Source organism: Mycolicibacterium sp. P4_G11 (assembly GCF_056555145.1).
Genome location: NZ_JBFUJW010000001.1, coordinates 200,574 through 218,401 on the forward strand (window position 1 = coordinate 200,574; position 17,828 = coordinate 218,401).

General features: G+C 65.5%; 20 protein-coding genes and 1 pseudogene. 10 read left to right on the top strand and 11 right to left on the bottom strand.

What is annotated here, in order from left to right:
* Positions 1–51: 51 nt before the first annotated feature.
* Positions 52–654, top strand: a complete 603-nt coding sequence (locus AC1U2B_RS00975) for a TetR/AcrR family transcriptional regulator (RefSeq protein ID WP_480215345.1) — start codon at positions 52–54, stop codon at positions 652–654.
* A 142-nt stretch (positions 655–796) separates the two neighbouring features.
* Positions 797–1,591 carry an LLM class flavin-dependent oxidoreductase gene (locus AC1U2B_RS00980; RefSeq protein ID WP_480215346.1) on the top strand — a complete coding sequence of 265 codons (795 nt, stop codon included), beginning with the start codon at positions 797–799 and terminating at the stop codon, positions 1,589–1,591.
* On the opposite strand, the gene AC1U2B_RS00985 is transcribed toward AC1U2B_RS00980, so the two are convergent.
* Both AC1U2B_RS00985 and AC1U2B_RS00990 read right to left on the bottom strand, forming a co-directional pair.
* Positions 1,552–3,126, bottom strand: coding sequence for an MFS transporter (locus AC1U2B_RS00985; protein WP_480215347.1), 1,575 nt, complete (start codon positions 3,124–3,126; stop codon positions 1,552–1,554). The two genes, AC1U2B_RS00980 and AC1U2B_RS00985, sit on opposite strands and share 40 nt — an antisense overlap.
* 23 nt (positions 3,127–3,149) lie before the next feature.
* On the bottom strand, positions 3,150–4,028 hold the full coding sequence (locus AC1U2B_RS00990; protein ID WP_480215348.1) for an alpha/beta fold hydrolase: 879 nt from the start codon (positions 4,026–4,028) through the stop codon (positions 3,150–3,152).
* A 61-nt stretch (positions 4,029–4,089) separates the two neighbouring features.
* Between AC1U2B_RS00990 and AC1U2B_RS00995 the strand changes: the two genes are divergently transcribed.
* Positions 4,090–4,740, top strand: a complete 651-nt coding sequence (locus AC1U2B_RS00995) for a winged helix-turn-helix transcriptional regulator (protein WP_480215349.1) — start codon at positions 4,090–4,092, stop codon at positions 4,738–4,740.
* Positions 4,741–4,750: 10 nt separating this feature from the next.
* On the opposite strand, the pseudogene AC1U2B_RS01000 reads toward AC1U2B_RS00995, so the two are convergent.
* Together AC1U2B_RS01000 and AC1U2B_RS01005 are read right to left on the bottom strand one after the other, a co-directional pair.
* A pseudogene (locus AC1U2B_RS01000) lies at positions 4,751–4,873 on the bottom strand (thioesterase family protein); the annotation flags it as partial.
* Between the two features lie 115 nt (positions 4,874–4,988).
* Complete coding sequence (locus AC1U2B_RS01005) at positions 4,989–5,618, bottom strand: TetR family transcriptional regulator (protein ID WP_480215350.1); 630 nt, start codon at positions 5,616–5,618, stop codon at positions 4,989–4,991.
* A gap of 536 nt (positions 5,619–6,154) precedes the next feature.
* Here AC1U2B_RS01005 and AC1U2B_RS01010 point away from each other — a divergent pair.
* Positions 6,155–6,469, top strand: a complete 315-nt coding sequence (locus tag AC1U2B_RS01010) for a hypothetical protein (RefSeq protein WP_480215351.1) — start codon at positions 6,155–6,157, stop codon at positions 6,467–6,469.
* Between the two features lie 123 nt (positions 6,470–6,592).
* Here AC1U2B_RS01010 and AC1U2B_RS01015 read toward each other — a convergent pair whose 3' ends face one another.
* Positions 6,593–7,384: a thioesterase family protein gene (locus tag AC1U2B_RS01015; protein ID WP_480215352.1), complete on the bottom strand. Its 792-nt coding sequence runs from the start codon at positions 7,382–7,384 to the stop codon at positions 6,593–6,595.
* Complete coding sequence (locus AC1U2B_RS01020) at positions 7,381–8,214, bottom strand: RecB family exonuclease (RefSeq protein WP_480215353.1); 834 nt, start codon at positions 8,212–8,214, stop codon at positions 7,381–7,383. The genes AC1U2B_RS01015 and AC1U2B_RS01020 overlap by 4 nt, the downstream gene beginning before the upstream one ends.
* Positions 8,215–8,334: 120 nt before the next feature.
* Here AC1U2B_RS01020 and AC1U2B_RS01025 point away from each other — a divergent pair, with 120 nt between their 5' ends.
* A complete protein-coding gene (locus AC1U2B_RS01025) occupies positions 8,335–9,162 on the top strand; it encodes a tRNA (adenine-N1)-methyltransferase (RefSeq protein ID WP_043986630.1) in 828 nt (275 codons plus the stop codon).
* On the opposite strand, the gene AC1U2B_RS01030 is transcribed toward AC1U2B_RS01025, so the two are convergent.
* From AC1U2B_RS01030 to AC1U2B_RS01040, 3 genes are read right to left on the bottom strand one after another with little or no spacing between them, the layout of a single operon-like run.
* Entirely contained in the window at positions 9,159–9,449 is a 291-nt protein-coding gene (locus AC1U2B_RS01030; protein ID WP_260941338.1) for a DUF503 domain-containing protein, read from the bottom strand. The two genes, AC1U2B_RS01025 and AC1U2B_RS01030, sit on opposite strands and share 4 nt — an antisense overlap.
* Before the next feature lie 7 nt (positions 9,450–9,456).
* Positions 9,457–9,984: a lipoprotein LppK gene (gene lppK / locus AC1U2B_RS01035; protein WP_480215354.1), complete on the bottom strand. Its 528-nt coding sequence runs from the start codon at positions 9,982–9,984 to the stop codon at positions 9,457–9,459.
* A 16-nt stretch (positions 9,985–10,000) separates the two neighbouring features.
* Positions 10,001–10,507 (bottom strand): MTB12 family secreted protein, encoded by a 507-nt coding sequence (locus tag AC1U2B_RS01040; protein ID WP_043393137.1) that lies wholly within the window; start codon positions 10,505–10,507, stop codon positions 10,001–10,003.
* A gap of 167 nt (positions 10,508–10,674) precedes the next feature.
* On the opposite strand from AC1U2B_RS01040, the gene arc reads away from it, so the two are divergent.
* The gene (gene arc / locus AC1U2B_RS01045; protein WP_480215730.1) at positions 10,675–12,513 is read left to right on the top strand and encodes a proteasome ATPase; all 1,839 of its coding nucleotides are present in this window, start codon (positions 10,675–10,677) and stop codon (positions 12,511–12,513) included.
* Positions 12,514–12,568: 55 nt separating this feature from the next.
* Here arc and AC1U2B_RS01050 read toward each other — a convergent pair whose 3' ends face one another.
* On the bottom strand, positions 12,569–13,753 hold the full coding sequence (locus AC1U2B_RS01050; protein ID WP_480215355.1) for a hypothetical protein: 1,185 nt from the start codon (positions 13,751–13,753) through the stop codon (positions 12,569–12,571).
* Between the two features lie 42 nt (positions 13,754–13,795).
* On the opposite strand from AC1U2B_RS01050, the gene dop reads away from it, so the two are divergent.
* The 4 genes from dop to prcA all read left to right on the top strand — a co-directional run bounded on the left by dop (position 13,796) and on the right by prcA (position 17,197).
* Positions 13,796–15,304, top strand: coding sequence for a depupylase/deamidase Dop (dop, locus tag AC1U2B_RS01055; protein ID WP_480215356.1), 1,509 nt, complete (start codon positions 13,796–13,798; stop codon positions 15,302–15,304).
* Positions 15,305–15,378: 74 nt separating this feature from the next.
* Entirely contained in the window at positions 15,379–15,573 is a 195-nt protein-coding gene (locus AC1U2B_RS01060; protein WP_043393146.1) for a ubiquitin-like protein Pup, read from the top strand.
* A complete protein-coding gene (gene prcB / locus AC1U2B_RS01065) occupies positions 15,570–16,442 on the top strand; it encodes a proteasome subunit beta (RefSeq protein ID WP_043986629.1) in 873 nt (290 codons plus the stop codon). Before AC1U2B_RS01060 ends, prcB begins: the two co-directional genes overlap by 4 nt.
* A complete protein-coding gene (gene prcA, locus AC1U2B_RS01070) occupies positions 16,442–17,197 on the top strand; it encodes a proteasome subunit alpha (protein WP_480215357.1) in 756 nt (251 codons plus the stop codon). The genes prcB and prcA overlap by 1 nt, the downstream gene beginning before the upstream one ends.
* Here the strand turns inward: prcA and AC1U2B_RS01075 are convergent, their stop codons facing one another.
* The gene (locus tag AC1U2B_RS01075) at positions 17,198–17,806 is read right to left on the bottom strand and encodes a TetR/AcrR family transcriptional regulator C-terminal domain-containing protein (protein WP_418002483.1); all 609 of its coding nucleotides are present in this window, start codon (positions 17,804–17,806) and stop codon (positions 17,198–17,200) included.
* Positions 17,807–17,828 lie beyond the last annotated feature (22 nt).

A 17,828-nucleotide genomic window follows, 5' to 3' on the forward strand; every position in this document is an offset into this window, starting at 1 on the left:
TGTTCAACCGCACCTCACCATCAGTATCCGAAGCAACTGTTACAGTCAAGCGTGCCGCGTCCGTTCGACCATGCGAAACGTGAAGAGCTATTGGCCTGCGCCGGTGCCATTTTGGCGCGCACCGGTGTGGTCGATACCTCCATGCGCGAGCTCGCTGCCGAGATGGGAACGAGCGCCCGCATGCTGGTGTACTACTTCGGCACCAAGGAAAAGCTCATGCTCGAGGTCTTGCACCGTCAGCAGCGCGCGGCGATACCGGAAACCGACGAGCTCGATTTGCCGGATTCCATCGCTGCGCATAGGCAATGGTGTTTCGAGGACTGGTACGAGTGCACGCGCGGAGAACGCCGCGACAGCCTACGGGTCGTGCTGCAAATCTTCGGCGCGGCATGCGGGCTCGACAGCCCATATCGCGAATACACCTGGGACACCTTGTCTTTACTTACCCGCAACTCCAAAGCGCGCCTCCTCTCGCTCGGAATGCCCGATCACATCGCAGAAACCCGCTCACGCATCGCTCTGGCCACCTTCCAGGGTTTGATCATCGAGTTCTTCACCGCCCCCGACCCCGCCTTCGTCGACGACACCTTCGCCAGATTCGTCGACGAATTCCTGCTTGCACCGTTCAGCACTGATCCACGGAAATCGGAGTGATCCGGTTGCGGTCCACCCGTCAAAGGTCTTGTGCACCAGTTCATTCAGATAGCAGGTGAACCGCTAGGAAGCGTGGGTGCGGATGGCTTTTCCGGCGCTCTCGGCGGCAGGCTGAACGTGGGCTCGGTGTTACGGTGTCGTGGTGCGCCACGCAATCTTCCTGCCGCCGTTCGGCGAATTGGCCGACCCCCAAGCCATCGTCGATATCGCGATCGCCGCCGAGGAATCGGGCTGGGACGGCCTATTCCTCTGGGACCATGTACTGAGCCCGATCGGCGGCCAGTGGGAAATCGCCGATCCGTGGGTCGCATTGGCGGCTGCTGCGTCCAACACGAGTCGAATCAGGTTGGGGCCGATGGTGACACCGCTACCGCGCCGCCGCATCGTCAAACTCGCACGGGAAACCCTGACGTTGGATCGGCTGAGTCGTGGACGGCTGACCGTGGGCTTGGGCACCGGCGACGATCGGGGCCGGGAATACTCTGCCTTCGGCGAGGATGCCGACGCACGGCGACTCGGGGGTTTGCTCGATGAAGGTGTCGGAGTATTGACTTCCCTGTGGGCCGGTGAAACCGTCACGCATCGAGGTCAGTTGGTTGCCGAAGATGTGCGTGCGCTACCCGACTCGGCGCGGCAGGTGCGCATCCCGTTGTGGTTCGGCACCGCACGTCACAGCGGCAAGCCCATCGAACGAGCCGCCCGCCATGACGGCATATTTCCGCTCACCGGCGACGCGTCGACGGTGGCCCAGATCGCCAACACCATTGACGAATTGCGCGGCAGCCGTGAAGGTTTCGATATCGCCGTGAAGACTCGTCCGGGCACTGATGCGGCCGAGTTCGCCCGCGCCGGCGCGACCTGGGCAATGCACGCCTTTTGGCCGGGCGACGGCACCGATCAGGTACTGCGAGTGATAGCGGCCGGCCGCCCGAGCTGACAAGTTGCGGCATCTTCCTCGTCCGAGGTGCTCGTCGTAGTGATCGGCGGTTGAAAACGTCGGCCGGGCAGCGCGATGACTCCGGCGGTAGCGGCGACATAGCATAGGGCGGCGACGACGATACAGGCCGCGGTGAGGGCATTGAGGAATGAATGTTGCACGGCTGCAAGAAGTTCGGTGTTCGTGGCGGCAATCCCGAACGCGGTCGGCACGGAGTCGCCGGCCTCACCGGCTTTCCCTGTTGCCGCGAATGCACTGTCAACGAGGCGGGCGCTGAAGACCGAGGAGAACAGCGAACCGACGATGGCTACGCCCAGTGTCGAGCCGAGTTCGCGCGTGGCGTCATTGACCGCTGAGCCGACACCAGCCCGGGCCGGCGGCAGTACGAGCATGATGGATTCGGTTGCGGGAGTGGAGATCAGCCCGATGCCCAGGCCCATGAGCAGCATCTGGGCAACGATCGTGGTCCAGTAGGGGGTGTCGGTGTCAATGCTGCCGGCGATCCAGGCCATCGCGCTGCCGAAGGAAGCCAGTCCGCTCACCACCACCGCGCGGGTACCGACGCGTGGTGCGAGCAGACCGCCGACGATGGAGCCGACCGCGATGGATCCTGCGACGGGCAGGATTCTGGCACCGGTTGAAAGCGGGCTGAATCCGCGGAGCACTTGGAAGTACTGCGTGATGATGAATATGAAGCCGGCCAGCGAGAAGAACGCGACGGCGACGGATGCGCTGGCGGTGCTGAATCTGCGGTCGGTGAACAGCCTGACGTCGAGCATCGGATGCTCGGCTGCCTGTTCGATGGTTACGAACGCCAGGGCCAGCGCTGCGGCAGCCACAAAGCCGAACAGCGTCGCGGGGCTGTGCCAGCCTCGGACAGGGGCTTCGATGATGGTGTAGACGAGAATCCCCAGCAGGGCGATCGATGTGATCAGGCCGCGAATGTCTAGTGGGGGCACGCCCGGGTCACGTGATTCCGGCACCAGGATGACTGCGAGCGCTGCTGCCAGCAGCGCCAACGGGATGAGTGCCCAGAAGGCGCTGCTCCATGAAAAGTGTTCGAGCAGAAGGCCGCCGGTGACCGGTCCAGCGGCGACACCGACGCCGACGACCGCACCCCAGCCGCCGAGGGCAGCGGCGCGTTGCCGGCGATCGGAGAAGGCGTTGGTGATGATCGACAGGGTGGTGGGGAAGATCAGCGCGGCAAATACTCCCATGCCGAATCTCGCCGCGACCAGCGCTCCGGTGGTGGTGGCGAGCGCGCCGATTCCGCTGGTGGCAGCGAAGCCGAGCAGCCCGATCAGCAGGGCAGGCCTGCGCCCGTAGCGGTCCGACAGGCTGCCGGCCGCCAGTACGAGCGCGGCGAAGCTGAGGTTGTAGCCGTCGACGACCCATTGCAGGCCACGGGTATCCGCGTGAAGTTGGGTCGCGATGCTGGGTAAGGCGACGTTGACGATTGTGACGTCGAGGTTGATGGCCAGGACCGCGACGTAGACAGCGGCCAGGATCCCGGCCTTGCGACGCGTTGGGTTCATGCGAGCAAGCGGGTCCGCGACCATCACGACCCCGACGACATGTGCCAGTCGCGGATCGCTGCCGCGAATTGCTCGGGAGCGTCGGAGGGGACGTAGTGGCCGGCGCCTTCAACGACGACGGTCCGAGGGTCGGCGAAGGTCTGTTTCCACCGTCGTAGTTCATTGTCGCCGAATGCGAAGTCGGCATCACCCCAGATGATCAACGTCGGCAGTGCCGCGATATCTGGAAGACCGGCTTCGACCTCCTCGAGAAAGGTTCTGCTTGAGGTGATTTCGCGGGGAAAGACCGCGGAACCTTCCCGTCGGGCGGGGCTGTCGAGGGCGTGCTTGTAGTGGGCCATCTGCGCAGCGGTGGGCTTGGTCAACCGGTGCCCGACGGGAATCATGAGGTTGACGAAGAGGTTGAGCTGCCGAATCGCCAGGCGCCCAAGTGGGCCGCCCATCACATACGACATGACCTGAATCAGAGGGTCGCTGACCGGCCAGGCCCAGGTGTTGGTCAGCACCAACCGATTGAAGACATCGGGGCGCTTCTGTATTGCCGCCAAACCGATTGGGCCGCCCCAGTCGTGGGCCACCAGCGTGACCTCGTTCAGCTCGAGCGCGTCCACGAATCTACTGACCGCGCGGGCATGTTCAGCGGGCAGATATCGGTAGCCCGGAGCCGCATGGGACAACCCGAATCCTGGGTAGTCCACTGCGACACAACGAAATTCGTTGCGCAGGGATGAGATGACCTGGCTGTAGTCGAACGACCAGGTCGGATTGCCATGCAGAAACAGCAGTGTGGGGCCCGAGCCTTCATCGATGTAGTGGATGTGGTGCCCGTCGATGTCGATGAATCGGCTCTCGAACGGATACAACTCGTTGTCGACCCAAACCGGCCTGTCCGCGACTGTCATAGCCACCTCCGCTCGATGGTTGATATAATCAGTTGCACTTTAAATTTACAAGTAGGAGATGATGAGTCGAGATTACGGCCAGTACTGCGGGCTCGCCCGGGCGCTAGATGTGGTGGGTGACCGGTGGAATTTGCTGATCGTCCGCCAGCTCCTGATCGGCCCGGCGCGCTTCGGCGAGCTGAGAGAGGGGCTGGCAGGGATCGCGACGAATCTGCTGACGGACCGACTTCGAGACCTCGAAACCGCTGGTGTCGTGACACGGCGCCTGTCCGACGAGGCCAACGCGATCACATACGCCCTGACCGACTGGGGTGCCCAACTGCGCGAGCCGATCAATGCACTGATCCGCTGGTCGACGCCGCTGATGATCCGCGGTCCCGAAGGGGATGCCTTCCGCCCCGACGGATTTCTGGTGGCTCTGCCGGCCCTGTTCGCCGGACGCACTCCTGGAAATCGGTCGACAGCAGTGGGCATTGTGGTGGACGGTGTCACCGTCCAACTGTGCGCCACCGAATCCGGCATCGACGTGGGCTGGCCCGACGGGCGAAAGCTCGAGGCCGTGCTGACGGCCGAGGCTCAGATTGTTCTCGGGCTCTCGGCGGGCTTGTTGTCGCTTGACGACATCGCCCCGCTCGTCGACATCAGTGGCGACCTTGCGGCATTGCGCGTTTTCTTCGACGCGCCTGCGTCGTCCGTCGATATCGCCGGGTGATCCCGGTTCGTCAGCGCCGCTGCACCAATAGCGTCCGCGCTGACGTCCCGATGAAGCCCTGTTCGTCGAACAGCTGGGCCGTGGTCGACCCGAGGCCGTCGGGCCCGATCGAGCCGCGCGCCCGCAGACAGCATTCCGGGCCGACGGAGGTGTGGGTGTGAATAATGTTGTCCTCGTTGGAGTTTTGTACGCGAGCCATGCCAAGCGTCGAACGCGTGCAGGCAGGTCTATTGCTGGCCGACATCACATCAGCCGGCAAGAAGTTTATCGGTGATGAGCAGTTCGAAAGCATTCACGATGGCCGGGAGGTTCTCGGCGGGGCCAAACGCGGCGGGGTAAGTGGCGATGCCGCACAGAACCGCGACCATCGTTTCAACGGCGTCCACGATGTTGGTTTCGGGACTGAGTTCGCCGCGGTCGATAGCCTCGCGCATTACCGATGAGATGAACGCCCGTGCCGCACGCAGCACGTCGTGCTCGGCGTCGATCAGCTTTACCTCGCGTACAGATTCGCGCACTGCGGCGGCCACAAGCTGGGCGTTGCACTGGTTGGGGTCATCGGCGCCAAGGGTCGCTGAAATGAAGTTCGCGAGCTGGGAGGGCAACGTTGCCGCGCGCCGGGCCGTAGTGGCCGCTGCGGCAACCATGGCTGCCGCCGGACGGTCGATGGCGTCGCGGTACAACTGCGGTTTGTTGGTGAAGTGATAGTGCAGCGCCGGCCTGGACAAGCCGGCCCGTCTTGCGATGGCCTCAAGCGTAGTTGTGGCATAACCGAATTCAATGAACAACTCTCGTGCGGCGCGCAGGATGCACTGGCGGTTGGAAGCCGTTGTTGCCGCCGACGGGCGGCCTGGCTTGCGACGCGCAATCGATGCCATCGCCCCATTATTGGTTGACAAACCTGCCGTCATCCCTCGCCGGGGTTATGGGTTCCATATCAATTGCCGCTGTGCCGGCTATCAACCCCCGCGGTATTGATCGCTCCCTGGTGCGGGCATATATGCATACACAGTTCCTAGGCGCACGACAGCCTGCGCATAACCGGAGCGCATACGCTCGATAGGCCAACGGCCCGCGACAGCCGGTTGGTAAGAGTGATGACCGCCCCGGCATCATCTCAGTTATGCGACACGCGAGCGATCACACCCTTCCCGTTCGCTCGCGTGTCGCACCCCCTGCGTAGTCCAGTTGCGCTGTGCTGCAGCTGTTCTGGTTGCTGTTTGTATTTGCGGCCAGTCTCATCGATGCGCGTAGTTCGCGTCAGAAGTAGATTTCCCAAGGTGGCTTGTTTGTCGTCGCAACTCGGGAACCCGGGACAGGCATAGCCGACTCCCACTGTGTCGATACGGTTTTCCCAGATTGGGTGGCTACCGTTTGCTCAACTCAGTAGTCAATCGAGGGAGGTCCGCGCCGCATGCCGATCAAATCGATCACGCGAGGTGCCGTCATTTCAGTTGCCGCGCTTGCTGTTTCGGCGGCTGGTGTCGGCATTGCGCAGGCGTCTCCCGACACGGTAAACCAGGACAATCACGCCGGCCAGGCCCATTCAGGAAAGACCGCACGCAACAACACCAACGGTCTTGACTGGGGCGATGATTGGAGCTTGGGTGGCTTTCCGCCGATCAACCTGTCGAGCTTGCCTGCGCCGAACGTGAATCTTTCGGTTCCGCTGTCACTGGGTCTACCCGGCTTGTCCCTACCTAGTCTGAATCTCAGCCTGTTTCACTGAGTTTTCCGCGCCTCGAAGCCGGTCAGGCCTGACCGGTGATGGAGACGGCGGGCAGATTCCCCGCCCGTGCGCGTTTTCTTCGACGCGCCCGCGTCGTCGTCGATATCGCCAGGTGATCCCGATTCAGCGCCGCTGCACCAACAGCGTCTGTGCTGACGTCCCGATGAAGCCCTGTTCGTCGAACAGCTCGGCCGTGGTCGAACCGAGGCCGTCGGGTCCGATCGAGCCGCGGGCGCGCAGGCAGAACTCCGAGCCGACGGGGGCGCGGTGCAGGTGCACCGTGGTGTCGGTGTTCATGAACATGAACTCGTCCGGATCCAGCGTCGCGCCAACGCCATTGGCGGAATCGACGACCATCGCGAGCCGCTGCAGGTCGGTCAGTTCCTCGTCGTCGACCAACGAAATCAGGGGCTGCATCCAGACCGCCGAGGCGTTGGCGTCGTCGGGTTGCGGCACCCAGGTGACGGTCTCCAGATAGCCGGGCCGACCCTGCCAGGAATGCCGGTGCCCGGTATCGGGCAGGCGCGTCATCGGTGGATACCGATCGATGACGGCGTCGCGGGTATCACTGGTGGCCAACAGCCACGCCGACATCCGAGCCACCGCACGTTCGGAACCGTCCCGCTGGGTGGCCGTCATCTCCGCGGTCATCATGCAGATGCGCGAACCGGGCCGCGACACCCACGCCCGAACCGCAACGGGCGCAACGGGAATCGCGCCCAGAATGTCGAGAGTCAGCCGGCCCACCTGCATCCCGTTACCGGCGGCGAGCTCTTCGATGGTCTTGGTCAACAGTGCCAGCGGCGGCGAACCATGTTGAATGCTCGAATCCCAGTTACTGCCGGTGCCCTCGGTCGATTCGAAGCGTTGAAAATCACCGTCGGCGTCGAGCCGACGGTAATAGCAGTCGATCATGCGGTCCCGAAATCCTCTGGCCAGCCCGGATAGGGCGGGGGAGTGCCGCCGAATGCGGGGCACAGGTCTTGGTGCGTACACCAGGAACATAGCTTGGACGGGTTGGGCCGGAAGTCACCGGTCTGACCCGACTTCTGGATGGCATGCCAGATGGCCATCAGTGTCTTCTCGAACCTCTCCAGCTCGGCCAGATCGGGGCTGTAGTCCAACACCTGGCTGTCCGCCAGATACAGCAGCCGCAGCCGCGCCGGCACCACGCCCCGGATGCGGAGCAGGGCCACCGCGTAGAACTTCATCTGGAACATGGCCTTGAACTCGGCCAGTGCCCGTGCTTCCGGCGGCGCCTTGCCGGTCTTGTAGTCGACGACTCGCAGCTCGCCGGTCGGCGCCACGTCGATCCGGTCGACGAATCCGCGCAACAGCGTGCCGTCGGACAACTCGACCTCGACGCGTTGCTCGCAGCTCTGCGGGTCGAACCGCGTCGGGTCCTCCAGCCGGTAGTACCCGGCAAGCAGGGCCCGCGCCTCCTTGAGCAACGTCTCCCGCAACTCGGGCGCGATCTCCTCGGCCAGCTCGGGCTTCTCCGCCACCACGGCATCCCAGGCCGGTAGGACCAGGGACAGGGCGGTCTCCGGCACCCGGTCGATGGCGGGCAGCGCATACAGCTGCTCCAGCGCGGCGTGCACCACCGAACCCCGCAACTGGGCGGTCGACGGCGGCTCCGGCAGCCGGTCGATGGCCCGGAACCGGTAGAGCAGCGGGCACTGTTTGAAGTCACCGGCCCGCGACGGCGACAGCGCCGGCCGTCGGACAGGGGCGGCAGCGGTCACGCGCGATCCGCCTTCGGCTCCTCGGTGGCGGTACTCATATCAGCAGCTTAGGTGGGGGCGACGACAAAGTTGCCGAACCCCGGCCGTCTGCCGGGACGGGTCGGCTGGCAGGCTGGCCCGGTGAGAATCACCGGGCCCTTCACCGTCGGCGACCGTGTCCAACTGACCGACGCCAAAGGCCGGCACTACACGATGGTGCTGGCCACGGGTGGGGAGTTCCACACCCATCGCGGCATCGTCGCCCACGATTCGGTGATCGACCAGCCCGAGGGCAGCGTCGTGAAATCCACCAACGGCGACCCCTTCCTGGTGCTGCGCCCGCTGCTGATCGACTACGTCCTGTCGATGCCGCGCGGTGCGCAGGTCATCTACCCGAAGGACGCCGCGCAGATCGTGCACGAGGGCGACATCTTCCCGGGCGCAAGGGTTTTGGAGGCCGGCGCCGGCTCCGGCGCGCTGACGTGTTCGCTGCTGCGGGCCGTCGGCCCGGGCGGTTCCGTGACCTCCTACGAGGTCCGCGACGACCACGCCGTGCATGCGGTGCGCAACGTCGAGACCTTCTTCGGCGAGCGGCCCGAGAACTGGAACCTGGTCATCGCCGACCTCAACGACTACGACGGCGGCGAGGTCGACCGGGTGGTGCTCGACATGCTCGCCCCGTGGGACGTGCTGGAGACGGTCTCCAAGGCGCTGGTCCCGGGTGGCGTGCTGATCGTCTACGTCGCGACCGTCACCCAGTTGTCGAAGACGGTCGAGGCGCTGCGCGAGCAGCAGTGCTGGACCGAGCCGCGGTCGTGGGAATCGCTGCAGCGCGGCTGGGATGTCGTCGGCCTCGCGGTGCGTCCGCAGCATTCGATGCGTGGCCACACCGCGTTCCTGATCAGTGCGCGCCGGCTGGCGCCGGGCGCCGTGACGCCGCAGCCGCTGCGCCGTAAGCGCAACATTTAGTCCTCGCTGCTGACCAGACCTCGCCGTACGGACAACAACTCGATCTCCGGGCGGGCCGCCACCTGGCGTTCGGCGGCGTCGAGCACGTCGACGACGAAAGTGCGGTGGGACGCCACCACGGCAACGCCGATCGATGCCCGACGGTGCAGATCCTGATTGCCGCTTTCAGCGACAGAGACGGACAACTTCCGAAGTTCGGCGATGATCGGCCGGACCACCGAGCGCTTCTCTTTCAGCGAGTGCACATCGCCGAGCAGCAGGTCGAACTCCAACCAACCGACCCACATCGGCAGCTCAGCGACCCGGGGTCGTGGTGGCGTTCGGTCCGCCCGGCTGGCCCAGTTTCAGCAGCAGATTCGCGGTTTGCCGATTCAGCTGCCAGGCATCCCGGATGGGACTGAATTCCATGGGGAACGTGAATTTGTTGTCCGGTGCGGCGACGGAGGTGATCGTGATGGTGGCGATGATGTCGCCCGGCTGGCCGGCCGACCACAACAGCTCGGTGGCGGTCACGTTCATCGGATTGAAGCCGTTGTCGCGCAGCGCTTTGGTGAAGTTGTCCAGCCCGGCCTGATCCTCGGCCGTGCCGTATTGGATCAGCCCGATCTTTTGTGCCGAGGGCACCGCCGGGTCGGCGATCTTGTACAGCACCCCGGTGAGCGCATCGGGTGGCGGCAGCGGCGCGGCCGCCGGGGTCTTGGCGTCGGTGGTCAGCAGCGAACGGGGCATCGGGTCGGCCGGCGGCTCGACGTGTTCACTGCACCCGGCCAACCCGATCGCCGCCACGACGACGGCGATCAGGGTCCCTCGGGTTGACTTCACCGGTTGTTCCTGGCGCCTACTTCACCGACGACAGCAGGGCCATGGCAGACCCCTTGGACAGTTGCCAGCCGGTCGGGCTGGGGCCGGCGACGAAGGTCAGCGGCTGGGCTGCGGTGGCTCCGGTGGCGGCGGTGGCTGTGACGTTGGCCGTCGCGGTGCCGTCGCCGAGGTCATCGATGTCGGCAACGGCGAAGCTCATGGGGAACACGCCCTGCTTCACGGCGTTGCTGTACGCCCGGTCGGCGGTGATGGCCTCGAGTCGGCCGACGCCGCCCTGGATGTAGCTGCCCTTGGACCCGGCGAAGCTCCCGGCGGCCGTCAGGCCGCTGAGCGTGGACACCAGTGACGCCTGCAGGCCCGGCGCGGGGGCCTGGGGCAGCGGCACCTGGCGGACGACCGGCGCGACGGCCGGTGACGTGCCAGCGGTCAGGCCGGCCGGCTGAGACGCCACAGTCGTACCGACGGCTGCTGCACCTACGAGGGCGGCGGCTGCCATGCCGGTGACGAGGGATTTGACGATCACTGCGGTCCTTTCGATGAGCCCGACTTGCGTATGAGGTTAACAGCGCGGTCAGAGCAACACCCGTGTGTCGCGATTCCTTGAACGCCCATGAATGGCGGATGGCCGGTAGCGTTGAGGTATCCGCCGCACCAACTTCCGGTGCGGGAAAGGAGCGCAAGATGTCTGAAATGGATCGCCCGGACGCCTTCGGCAGCCCGGGCATACCTCGTCAGAACCCCATGTCCAGCACTGATGCGGCCGAGTTGGCGCGGCTTCGCAGCGAGACGGCGGCACTGCGCGAGCAGCTCACGAACGCGGCCGCGGCGCACCGCGGACCGCGCGATGTGCAGCAGCTCGAAGCCCGCATCGATTCGCTGACGACTCGCAACGGCAAGCTGATGGACACCCTCAAAGAGGCGCGACAGCAGTTGCTGGCGCTCCGCGAGGAGGTCGATCGACTTGGGCAGCCGCCCAGCGGCTACGGCGTCTTGCTGCTCGCTCACGACGACGACACCGTCGATGTCTTCACCTCCGGGCGCAAGATGCGGCTGTCGGTGTCGCCGAACATCGAGGTGTCCGAACTCAAGCAGGGCCAGACCGTCCGCCTCAACGAGGCGTTGACGGTGGTCGAGGCCGGCTCGTTCGAGGCGGTCGGCGAGATCAGCACATTGCGCGAAATCCTGAACGACGGAAAGCGCGCCCTGGTGGTCGGCCATGCCGACGAGGAGCGCATCGTCTGGCTCGCCGAGCCGTTGGTCGCGCTCGAGTTCCTCGACCCCGAGGTTGCCGAGGTGCTCGAGGGTGTCGACGACCTGGCCGACGAGCGGGCGCGCAAGCTGCGGCCGGGTGACTCGCTGCTGGTCGACAGCAAGGCCGGGTACGCCTTCGAGCGGATCCCCAAGGCCGAGGTCGAGGATCTGGTTCTCGAAGAGGTGCCCGACGTCAGCTACGAGGACATCGGCGGCCTGACGCGACAGATCGAGCTGATCCGCGACGCGGTGGAGCTGCCGTTCCTGCACAAGGATCTGTACAAGGAGTACTCGCTGCGGCCGCCGAAGGGCGTCCTGCTCTACGGCCCTCCTGGTTGCGGCAAGACGCTGATCGCCAAGGCCGTGGCCAACTCGCTGGCCAAGAAGATGGCCGAAATCCGTGGCGACGACGCCCGGGAGGCCAAGAGCTACTTCCTGAACATCAAGGGCCCCGAGCTGCTCAACAAGTTCGTCGGCGAGACCGAGCGGCACATCCGGCTGATCTTCCAGCGCGCCCGTGAGAAGGCGTCCGAAGGCACCCCGGTGATCGTGTTCTTCGACGAGATGGACTCGATCTTCCGCACCCGTGGCACTGGCGTCAGCTCCGACGTGGAGACGACGGTTGTGCCGCAGCTGCTTTCGGAGATCGACGGTGTCGAGGGCCTGGAGAACGTCATCGTCATCGGCGCCTCCAACCGCGAGGACATGATCGACCCGGCCATCCTGCGGCCCGGCCGCCTGGACGTGAAGATCAAGATCGAGCGGCCGGACGCCGAAGCGGCACAGGACATCTTCAGCAAGTACCTCACTGAGAACCTGCCGGTACACGCCGACGACCTGGGCGAGTTCAACGGCGATCGGGCGCACACCATCAAGGCGATGATCGAGAAGATCGTGGACCGGATGTACGCCGAGATCGACGACAACCGCTTCCTGGAAGTGACCTACGCCAACGGCGACAAGGAGGTCATGTACTTCAAGGACTTCAACTCGGGCGCCATGATCCAGAACGTCGTGGACCGGGCCAAGAAGTACGCCATCAAGTCGGTGTTGGAAACAGGTTCGCACGGCCTGCGGGTGCAGCATCTGCTGGATTCGATCGTCGACGAGTTCGCCGAGAACGAAGACCTGCCCAACACCACCAATCCCGATGACTGGGCGCGGATCTCGGGCAAGAAGGGCGAGCGGATCGTCTACATCCGCACGCTGGTCACCGGCAAGAGCTCGTCTGCGAGCCGTGCCATCGATACCGAGAGCAACCTGGGTCAGTACCTGTAGTCACGACGAATGTGAGGGCTGTGCACGCAAGACTTCGGAATTGCCTGCACAGCCCTCACACTCGTTTGCGGTCGGCGAGATACCGGTCGCGGGCATCCAGCCGGCGGCGCAGGCTGTCGACCTGAGGGTCGACGAACTCGGCCCGGTATGAGGCATCGGTCGTCGTACGCGCCGTGATGTACATGAACGTCAGCGCGCCCAGGAACAACGTCGTCTGGATCAGCGACTCCGGTATCGGCAGCGTCATGCCGAAGATGGTGCCGTCGGGAGCGCCGTTGTTGCGGGTCCATTCGGCGAGCAGTTTCGGGTCGATCAGGATCAACCCGAGCACCAGGAAGATGAACGCGGTCACCAGGGCGACGATCAGCAACTGCAGCACCTGAGACATCGCCAGGACGAACACCACGTTGACCCGCTCGATGCGGGACAGGGGAACTCGCTGGCTGACGGCGGCCATGTCAGCGAATGGGGTGTCCGCCAGGACCTCGAGCTGGGCCTCCGGTGTGTCGGGCGTCGCGGCGGTCAGGATCGGGCGGACGCGGTCCACCGTCGACGCGATGACGAACGCCACCGCGATGAGCGCCAGGAAGCCCAGCGCGCCCCACAACCGGGCCCGGCTGACGATCGCGGCCATCAGCCAGACGTAGGTGTTGAAGAACACCAGCACGGTGAGCAGCATGACCGGCAGCGCCCGCACGAAGAGGGTGCCCATCAGCGAAAGACTGTGCGCTGTCACGTCGAGCGCCCAGCCGAGGATCGATCCGATACCGGTCGCGGTGCAGGCCAGGATGACGACGATGATCAGCGCGACATAGACCAGATTGCCGCCGACTCGCGGGCCGGGTCCGCCGAACACCGCGCCGGCCAGGCACACCGCCACCGAGACCGCGGCCGCTGTGGCCCGGTTGCGCCACGACGAGATGAGCGACACCCGCCACCCCACGAACGTCGCCACTGGCGTCACCAACAGCACCAGCGCCAGGATGAACCAGTCGGTTCGCGTGGGTTGCCCGTCGATGTTGATGGTGTGCTGGCCGGTGACCGCCACCACGATGATCGAGTTGATCATGAACACCGCGAACCCGGCCAATGCCGGCGCGGAGCGTTGCCACAGCCGTCGCACCAGAACACCCGGACGCAGCACTGCCGGCAGGCCCCGGCGCAGAAACCAGGTCTCGGCGGCTACCCGGTCGGCTCGCGATGGCTTGTCCCGTCGCTTCGCTTGCCCAGATGTGGTCATGGGGCCAATCGTCGCGTATCGAGGCCGTCTAGTCTTGGCGCCATGCAACGGATCATCGGAACAGAGGTCGAATACGGCATTTCCTCGCCGTCTGATCCGACCGCGAACCCGATCCTCACGTCCACGCAGGCGGTGCTCGCGTACGCCGCGGCCAGCGGCATCCAGCGGGCCAAGCGCACCCGGTGGGACTACGAGGTCGAGTCCCCGCTGCGCGACGCCCGCGGCTTCGACCTGAGCCGCACCACCGGGCCGGCACCGATCGTCGACGCCGACGAGATCGGCGCCGCCAACATGATCCTCACCAACGGCGCCCGGTTGTACGTCGACCACGCCCACCCGGAGTACTCCGCTCCCGAGGTCACCGACCCGATGGACGCGGTCATCTGGGACAAGGCCGGCGAGCGGGTGATGGAGGCCGCGGCTCGGTATGTGGCCAGCGTGCCCGGCGCGGCCAGGCTGCAGCTGTACAAGAACAACGTCGACGGCAAGGGTGCGTCGTACGGCACGCACGAGAACTACCTGATGAGCCGCCAGACGCCGTTCAACTCGGTGATCGCCGGACTGACGCCGTTCTTCGTGTCCCGCCAGGTCGTCACCGGCTCGGGTCGGGTCGGTATCGGGCAGTCCGGGGACGAGCCGGGCTTCCAGCTGACGCAGCGCGCCGACTACATCGAGGTCGAGGTTGGGCTCGAGACCACGCTCAAGCGCGGCATCATCAACACCCGCGACGAGCCGCATGCCGACGCCGACAAGTACCGCCGGCTGCACGTCATCATCGGTGACGCCAACCTGGCCGAGACGTCGACGTATCTCAAGGTGGGCACCACGTCGCTGGTCCTCGATCTGATCGAGTTCGGGCAGGCCGAGGGCATCGAGCTGTCCGATCTGGCGCTGGCCCGGCCGGTGCACGCGGTGCATGTCATCAGCCGAGACCCGTCGCTGCGCGCGACCGTGGCCCTGGCCGACGGCCGCGAACTGACTGCCCTTGCGCTGCAACGCATCTACCTGGAGCGGGTGGCCAAGCTGCAGGAGCGCCGCGACCCCGACCCGCGCGCCGACCACGTCATCGAGACCTGGGCGCACATCCTCGATCTGCTGGAGCGCGATCCGATGGAATGCGCGGAGCTGCTGGACTGGCCGGCCAAGCTGCGCCTGCTGGAGGGCTTCCGGCAGCGGGAGAACCTGAGCTGGAACGCGCCGCGCCTGCACCTGGTTGACCTGCAGTACTCCGATGTGCGGCTGGACAAGGGTCTGTACAACCGCCTGGTGGCGCGCGGCTCGATGAAGCGGCTGGTCACCGAGCAGCAGGTGCTCGACGCGGTGGAGAACCCGCCCACCGACACCCGCGCCTACTTCCGTGGCGAGTGCCTGCGCCGGTTCGGTGCCGACATTGCCGCGGCCAGTTGGGACTCGGTGATCTTCGACCTCGGCGGCGAGTCGCTGGTGCGGATCCCGACGCTGGAACCGCTGCGCGGAAGCAAGGCCCACGTCGGTGCGTTGCTCGATTCGGTGGACAGCGCGGTCGAGTTGGTGGAACAGCTGACCACGTAACTGCTTGTGTTCCCGGGGAACCCGGGCGCGGACCGGTAGGGTGAAGTTAGATATCGAGCAATCAGGAGGCGTCGATGGCTCAGGAACAGACCAAGCGTGGCGGTGGCGGCGGCGAGGACGACGACCTCTCCGGCCCGTCTGGCGCAGGTCAGGAACGTCGCGAGAAGCTCGCCGAGGAAACTGACGACCTGCTCGATGAGATCGATGACGTGCTGGAAGAGAACGCTGAGGACTTCGTGCGCGCGTACGTCCAAAAGGGCGGCCAGTGACCCCAGCGTTCGGGCCTTTCTCTGATCGACTGGATGTCACCTCACCCCACCTGAACCTGTCCTCGTTTTCGGACTTTCTCGGCCGGCAGGCACCGCACCTGCTGCCGGCCGCGGACGTGAGGAGCAATTGGGCTTCAGCGGGTGATGCTGCTCGGTCGAGCGGTGCCGACCTGCCCCACGGCACGACGATCGTCGCGATCAAGTTTCCCGGCGGTGTGTTGATCGCGGGGGACCGGCGGGCCACTCAGGGCAACATGATCGCCAGCCGCGACGTGCAGAAGGTGCACATCGCCGACGACTACACCGCGACCGGTATCGCCGGCACCGCGGCCATCGCGGTGGAGTTCGCGCGGCTGTACGCGGTCGAGTTGGAGCACTACGAAAAGCTCGAAGGCGTGCCGCTGACGTTCCGCGGCAAGGTCAACCGGCTGGCCATCATGGTGCGCGGCAACCTCGCTGCCGCGATGCAGGGCTTCGTCGCACTGCCGCTGCTGGTGGGCTACGACCTGGACGACTCCGACCCAGGTAATGCCGGACGCATCGTCTCGTTCGATGCCGCCGGCGGCTGGAACATCGAAGACGAGGGCTACCAGTCGGTGGGCTCGGGCTCGCTGTTCGCCAAGTCGTCGATCAAGAAGCTGTATTCGCATGTGACCGATGCTGATTCGGCGCTGAAGGTTGCCATCGAGTCGCTGTACGACGCTGCCGACGACGATTCGGCCACCGGCGGACCCGACCTGACGCGCGGTATCTACCCGACAGCGGTGCTGATCGGCGCCGACGGCGCCGAAGAGGTCACCGAGGAGCGGATCGCCGCGCTGGCCCGGGAAGTCATCGCGAACCGGACGCGCGCGAGAGGTAATGGCTGATGAGCTTTCCGTATTTCATCTCGCCCGAACAGGCGATGCGGGAACGTTCCGAGCTTGCGCGCAAGGGCATTTCGCGGGGCCGCAGCGTCGTCGTGCTGGCGTACGACGGTGGCGTGCTGTTCGTCGCCGAGAACCCGTCGCGGTCGCTGCAGAAGGTCAGCGAACTGTACGACCGGGTCGGCTTCGCCGCGGTCGGCCGGTTCAACGAGTTCGACAACCTGCGCCGCGGCGGCATCCAGTTCGCCGACACGCGGGGTTACGCCTACGACCGGCGCGACGTCACCGGCCGCCAGCTGGCCAACGTCTACGCGCAGACCCTCGGCACGATCTTCACCGAGCAGGCCAAGCCCTACGAGGTCGAGCTGTGTGTGGCCGAGGTCGCGCACCACGGTGAGACGAAAGCTCCTGAGCTGTACCGGATCACCTATGACGGGTCCATCGCGGACGAGCCGCATTTTGTCGTGATGGGCGGTACCACCGAGCCGATCATCGCCGCGCTCAACGACTCCTATGAGGAGAACGCGAGCCTGGCCGACGCGGCGAAGATCGCCATCGATGCGCTGCACGCCGGTGCCGGCGACCGGGTGTTGGGTGCAGCCACGCTCGAGGTGGCCATTCTCGACGCCAAGAGGCCGCGTCGCGCGTTCCGCCGGATCACCGGTGCCGCGCTGGATGCGGTCCTGCCAAAGGTCGAGGCGGAAGCTGAGTCCAAGGACGAGGCCAAAGCCGAGCCTGACGGCGACGCCGCCGAGTAACTAGGACGGGACCCCCGCCAGTCCGCGCAGCAGTACCGCGATGCCGAATTCGAAGGCGTCGTCGGCGCGTTCGGGCTTGGAGCTGCCGGTGGCGAGTGCCGCCGCGAACTCTGGGCCGACGTCGGCGCCGGCCTGCCAGGGTTCGTCGGGTGCGGCGACGTCGAGCGCCGAACCCAGGACGAACGAATCGATCAGCGTGATGGCGCGCAGGGTGTCCGCGGGGTCGAATCCGGCGCGGCCGAACGCGACCGCCAACACGTTGTACATGGTGAGGGCGTGGTCGCTGTTCACTGCGTGCGAGGTCAGCAGGGGGATGAGCCGCGGATAGCGGGCGTAGCTCTGCCGGTAGGACCGCATGATGTCGGCGACGACGTCGGTCCACGGGCGGTGTGGGTCGTCGGCGGGCAGCGCGACCTCGGACATCGCCCGTTCGCGCAGCAGCTCGACGATCTGTTCGCGGCCGGCGACGTGGTTGTAGAGCGATGACGGACTGACCTTCAGCGCCCGAGCGAGTTCGGGGACGGTGAAGCCGCCGGTCTTGTTGACCAAATCCATTGCTGCACCGGTGATGCGATCCGTGGATAGCAGCGGTTTGGAGGGGCGGCCCATGGAATCTTTCTACTACCTCTTT